Below are 6,469 nucleotides of genomic sequence, written 5' to 3'. Positions count from 1 at the left end.
TTGTATTAGAACTTAGATTTGTATTTAACTTTTGTACTATATCAGCTTGAGCCATCTCTACTATCTGTATATCTACGCCTTTGTGATCTTTTAAATAAATTGCTTTTGCTTCTTTAGCAGCAACCACATTAAAAGTTCCATCCCATGCCCATATTACAAGTTTTTTGTTTGTAGTAGCTGTTGTAGCGCTCTTTTTACTTGCTGTCCCACACCCTGCCATACTAAGTGTCATAATAGCAGTTAGAGCAATAGCTATTAATTTCTTTGTTTTCATAGTTAAAATCCCCCTTTAAATTTTATTTAAACGTTTACAAATATTCATAACATTATCTTACATCAGATTTTAAAATTCAAATAGTACTATATTTACATAAACTTGTGTTATTTTAATAAATAATAATTTATTGTTAACAATAAATTTGTACTTTTTTAACATTCTATGATTTTCTTTGTATACATTTGCATTCTTGCTTATAGTTATAATTGAAATAACTCTTGCATTACTATATACTGTAAATAAGAATAAAACAAAAATTATTAAGAAATAATTTTAAAGGATCTGATTGCCTTGAGCGACTTATGCAAAATTTTAATAGTAGACGATGAGTATTTGTTAAGACAAGGTATAAAATATCTTGTAGATTGGAATAAAGAAGGCTTCGAAATTATAGGCGAGGCTTCTAATGGAAAGGAAGCTTTAGATTTTATAGAAAAACTTAAACCCCACATAATAATTTCAGATATAGTTATGCCTATTATGGATGGCGTAGATCTAGCAAAGATAGTAAAAACAAAATATTCTGAAATACAAATAGTTATTTTAAGTGGTTATAGTGATTTTAACTATGTAAAAGATACCTTTAAATTAGGTATAAATGATTATATTTTGAAACCAAAATTGGATCCCCAGGAGTTGGTTTTGCTTTTAAAAAACACTGCTAGTAATATTCCTGGTTTTATTATGCCTACTTCTGAAAATAATAATACTTTAAATATTAACAACTTATTAACCAAATTAATTTCTGGCTTTTATTCGAATTCAGATAAAAAAATGCTAGATGATACTTTTTCTCTTGACTCTTTTTTGCTTATTGGGGATAATATCAAAAAAATAAATAACATAAATTCTATGAGTCTTTTATCTTTAAAATCTATTTTATCTAAAGCTGCAAAAAAATATTTAAAAGACTTAATATACTTTGAAGTAGAAGCTGAAAATAATTTTTTCTTACTTGTAATAAATTTAAAATATGAAAATTATTCTGAGGTTTTAGCTCAAATAACTCTTATGCTTTTTGAAGTTTCAAAAGACATTCCAGAAATATTTTTTGTGTTAAGTAAGCTTTTTAATTCCTTGTATGAGTTAGAAGATATTTATATAAATAATTTTAAGCCACTACTTGGGTATAAATTTTATTTTAAGGGAAAAAGTCTTATTACTTATTCGTTATTACCTAAGAATAACCTAAAAGAAAAATTTGATTTTAAATATTATTCAAGCCAAATATATTTACTTAATTTAGATAACGCATTAAATTATTTAAAACAATATCTCGAGTTATCTATAAATAATATCAGCATTAATGAATTCGAATTAAAAACACTTTTTGAGAATGCCCTTTATAATATTATAAATATTTTGGATGAGCTTAATTTTAATATGGATGAAATGGATAACTCAAAACTAGAATATTTCCAAAGGATAGATGAAACTAAATCTCCTGATGAATTATTAGATTTGCTAGATATTATAACCAATGATACAAAATTAATATTAAATAATGATGAAAGTAAATTAAATGATCATATGATAAATAAAATTATTGACTACATCTCAAATCATTATTATGAACAATTGTCTCTTAAACAAGTGGCTGATAAATTTCATTTTAACTATTACTATTTATCTTCATATTTTAGTTCTCATAATGCGGAGGGCTTTAGCGAATATCTTAATAAAATACGCCTTGAAAAAGCTGTTGAGCTTTTAGGCAACAAACAAATTCCAGTTTCAGAAGTAAGTTTTATGGTTGGATATTCAGATCATAGTTATTTTTGCAAAGTGTTTAAAAAATTCAAAAAACTTACTCCTAGTAAATTCAGAAGAAACATTCTAGATGGCAAAAGAGGTTGATCAATGGATAAAATTATAAATAAATTAAGAAACAATAGCTTATTTTTCAAATTAACACTAATCATACTAATCAGTAGTATATGTATTTCAGCTATAACTGCATTTACAATCATGAATATTTCAAAGAAAGTATTTATTAATAATTTTAGTATTACAAACACTAAAAGCTTAAATGAAATTAAAGATAATTCTGCTGATTTAAATGATAAACTTATAAGTCTTATGAACACTATAAACGATAGTTGGGCCTTTCGGCGTTACCTTAGTGAATATGATACTAGTATAATAGATTTATCCAATATTATATATAACATCAAGCAGCATTTAAAAAACGATACTGCTAATTTAAACTCTAAGGACATTGATTTTTTATTAATCGGAGTTAATAATTCTACATATATAGGAAGCTCTGCACTATTAACAACTCCAATAAATGAAATTAAAAAAGATAAAATAACAAAAAACTCTCTTTTAAGCCCAGATAAATTGCTTTACCAATATAATAACACTGGATTTAATAGTTTAACTGAGCATAGAAATGTTATTGTAGCTACAAAGGTATTGCACGATCAAAGGACAAAGCAGCAATTTGGCATGTTATATATAAGTATAAATGAAAATATCTTTAAAAAACTCTATTCTAACTTTACGACTAAGAGCAATGATGTTGTTATAATATCGCCAGACAGTACTATCGTATCCTCTAATAAGGAGAATATTATCGGAACTAAAGATAAAACCTTGCTTAATATAGCAAAAAATATAGATAATAAGAATCTCAAATTTAAAAATGTAAAATTAAATAATAGGAATTATACAATTTTAGCAGAATACATGCCAATTTATAATTTCTATTTAGTAAATCTTATAGATACAAACCTTGCTTTAGAAGATATGTATAATATAAAAGAAATAGTTTTTAATTGCGCCTTAATAATAGCTATTTCAGTTTCAATACTATTTGTAATTACAAGAAAAACTATAAATCCTTTAAGAGTTTTAGTAAAAGAAATGTCTAAAATAACTGAAGGTGATTTTAATAATCATATAAATCTAGCAGGAAGTTCTGAAATAAAAAAATTAAGTAGTTCCTTTAACTATATGTTAGATGATCTAAATAATTATGTAGAAAAGTTACTTATTGCTCAAAAAGAGCAACGAAAATCAGAATTGTCCGCTCTACAAATGCAAATTAATCCCCATTTTATCTATAACACATTAGCCTCTATTAAATTATTGGTTCTAAAAGAGGATAAAGAAAAAGCAAGTGAAACTATAAATTCTTTCATTTCACTATTACAAAATACTATTAGCGAAACCAGTGAAACCATTACAGTAGAACAAGAAATAGAAAATCTAAAAAATTATGTCTTTATAAATGAAACTAGATGTGGTGATAATATAAAAGTTAATTTCCATGTGTTTGAGCAGTGTCTTAATTATAGACTTCCCAAACTAGTACTTCAGCCCTTTATTGAGAATTCTCTTTTTCATGCATTTTCTGGAAATGAAGAAGGACGTATACATGTATTTATATCTGTTAAAAACAACAACCTACTATGTGAAATAATAGATAACGGAATAGGTATAGAAGAAGCTCAACTACAAAGTCTATATTCCTCACCTACCTCTAAGCATATACATTTTACAGGAATAGGAATTAAAAATGTAGATAATAGAATTAAGCTCCTTTATGGAAATGACTATGGTGTAACTATAACTAGCAAAATTAATGTAGGAACTACAATTAATGTTCTTTTGCCTTTAATATAAAGGCTCCAAAGAAGATAATTTACTTAAAACCCTAATATTTTAATTAAAGCCTGCAATAATAACACCATGGTTAATGCTATTAAAATAACTATAGTAATCCAACCAACCCAATTTTTAAATTTATTGTTTATATAATTACCCATAAGATCCTTTTTATTTACCATTATCATCATACAAATTAAAACTACTGGTAGAAGCATTCCATTAATTACTTGAGATCCAAGAGAAATCTGAAGTAATGGTGCACCTGGAATAAGAATAATTGCGGCACCTATAATTATTATTGCTGTAAACAACCAATAAAATTCCGGAGCTTCCTTCATATCTTTATCTATACCAGCTTCAAATCCAAACGCTTCGCATATGTAAAATGCAGTTGCTAATGGAAGAATTGTTGCTGAGAATACGGAAGCAACCAAGAGACCGAAGGCAAAAATGCTTGAAGCTAAATTCCCAGCTAATGGCTTTAATGCCATAGCAGCATCCTTTGCCTCATTTATAGTAATCCCCTGTTTATTTAAAGTCGCAGCGCAAGCTACAATAATAAAGAAAGCAACTACCACAGTTACTGTGCATCCAAGGATAACATCCATAAGTTCATATTTATACTCAGAGATTTTAATGCCTTTTTCTATTACTGAAGACTGCATATAAAATTGCATCCAAGGAGCAATAGTAGTACCGATTAAACCAATTACAGTACCAATCCAAGCAGCATCTATACCTTCTCCATGAGCACCTTTAAATGATGGTATAGGATTAAATAATGAAGTTCCGATTTGATGCCAATCGGGGTGGGCAAGAAGTGCAGAAAAAACATAAGAAAGTAAAAAAACACTAAATACTAAGAATATTTTCTCCACCGATTTATAAGTTCCTTTAACAACAAGTAACCATACTAAAACCACTGCAATTGGCACTGTTATATATTTTGAAAGATTAAACACCTGCAAACTTCCGGCAATACCCGCAAATTCAGTGGCAGTATTACCTATATCTGCTACTAATAATCCTAGAAATATAAAGAAAGTTATCTTTACACCAAAATTTTCACGAATTAAATCAGCTAAACCCTTTTGAGTCACGATACCCATTCTTGCATTCATTTCCTGTACTACAAGTAATGCAATGAAGCAGGGAATCAACGTCCAAAGTAAAAGGTATCCATAATGAGCACCAGCTACAGAGTATGCTGAAATACCACCAGCATCATTATCTACACTTCCTGTGATTAAGCCTGGACCAACCACTGATAGAAATAGCATTAATCCTACCATCCAAGGTTTTTTATTTAAAATTATTTTTTCTTTCATATTAACACCCCCTTATTTAACTAACTTTCTTTTATTTTTAAGTAATTCATAAATAATATCATTTATTATAACATTGCCTAGTAACTTCATTTCATGATCTGTAACCGGAATAGCTACAAGATTATATTTTGAAACATTTTTTATAAGATCATTAATATTATCTGTATCAAACATTGATTGGAATTTTTTATTCATAATTTCACCTATTTTACTAGTTGGATCAGATATTATAAGATCGCGAAGGGAAAGTGTTCCTATTAATTTATTGTTTTTATCTACTACATATAGGTTTAAAATTTCATCTTCTTCAGGTTTTAATTTTCTTAGAGTTTCAATTGCATAATTTATAGTTTTATTGTTTTTAAATGATACAAAATCCGTGCTCATAAGACTTCCTACCGCTTTAGAATCATATTCTAGTAGCTCTCTAATTTCGCCTGCAGCTTCTTTTTCCATGCTATTTAGCAGCTCTTCTACTTTTTCTTTTTCCATATCATCAAGAATATCCGCAGCTTCATCAGCAGGCATATTTTCTAAAACATCTGCTGCTTTATCCGCAGATAAACTTTCAATAAAACTAACTTGAGAATCTTCTTCCATTTGTTCTAAAACGTCTGCAGCTGTTGCATTATCTAGTGAAGAAAAGATAGTAAGACCCGTTTTAGCATCAAAGTCTTCAATAATATCAGCTAAGTCTGATGGATGAAGAATTGATAGTGAATCATAGGTTTTAGATAAAACAATATTTTCATTAGAAGTTATAATAGCCTCTACATCATTCCATAACATTAGTCTAGAAGGAACTTTAAGACCTATCATTTTAAGTGGTTTTGCTATTCCAATTCTTCTAAGAAGGCCATCAATCCCTATGTCTACTGCAACAACAAAAGCTCCTTTTTCTAAATAAGATAATGAAATATCATTTACACGAACTACTTTTCTTCCATTAACATCTATAATCTGTTGATCCAAAATATGCTTTCTTAAAAACAATGTATTACTTGAAGTATATTCCTCTATTTTGTTACATACTATAACGTACTGCCCCTTTTGTTTTGTAATTGAAAAATTCTTAAAGTTGTAATCTTTAATTCCACTATTGGTTTTTACTTTTGCAGTGATAACATGTGGGCTTTTTAATTCATTTACAACACCCAAATCATTTAATTTTCCAACAACTTTCATATCTGTTGTATATACCTTGTTTCCTAAAATTCTACTTAAATAAAAATTATTTTTCATATTACAT

4 protein-coding genes and 1 pseudogene are annotated in these 6,469 nt (G+C 27.8%); 2 read left to right on the top strand and 3 right to left on the bottom strand.

Annotated elements, in window-relative coordinates:
• A pseudogene (locus Q0649_RS02475) lies at positions 1-274 on the bottom strand (ABC transporter substrate-binding protein); the annotation flags it as partial.
• Positions 275-568: 294 nt separating this feature from the next.
• On the opposite strand from Q0649_RS02475, the gene Q0649_RS02470 reads away from it, so the two are divergent.
• Positions 569-2,134: a response regulator gene (locus Q0649_RS02470; RefSeq protein ID WP_298836882.1), complete on the top strand. Its 1,566-nt coding sequence runs from the start codon at positions 569-571 to the stop codon at positions 2,132-2,134.
• Positions 2,135-2,137: 3 nt separating this feature from the next.
• Entirely contained in the window at positions 2,138-3,907 is a 1,770-nt protein-coding gene (locus tag Q0649_RS02465; RefSeq protein WP_298836881.1) for a sensor histidine kinase, read from the top strand.
• A gap of 23 nt (positions 3,908-3,930) precedes the next feature.
• Here Q0649_RS02465 and Q0649_RS02460 read toward each other — a convergent pair whose 3' ends face one another.
• Positions 3,931-5,220 carry an Nramp family divalent metal transporter gene (locus Q0649_RS02460; RefSeq protein WP_298836879.1) on the bottom strand — a complete coding sequence of 430 codons (1,290 nt, stop codon included), beginning with the start codon at positions 5,218-5,220 and terminating at the stop codon, positions 3,931-3,933.
• Between the two features lie 12 nt (positions 5,221-5,232).
• Positions 5,233-6,462 carry a magnesium transporter MgtE N-terminal domain-containing protein gene (locus Q0649_RS02455; protein ID WP_298836877.1) on the bottom strand — a complete coding sequence of 410 codons (1,230 nt, stop codon included), beginning with the start codon at positions 6,460-6,462 and terminating at the stop codon, positions 5,233-5,235.
• Positions 6,463-6,469 lie beyond the last annotated feature (7 nt).

This window comes from uncultured Clostridium sp. (assembly GCF_937920395.1).
Classification (GTDB): Bacteria; Bacillota; Clostridia; order Clostridiales; family Clostridiaceae; genus Clostridium_AD.
Note: the sequence above shows the minus strand (reverse complement) of the source record. Positions and strands in the feature narration are given on the sequence as shown.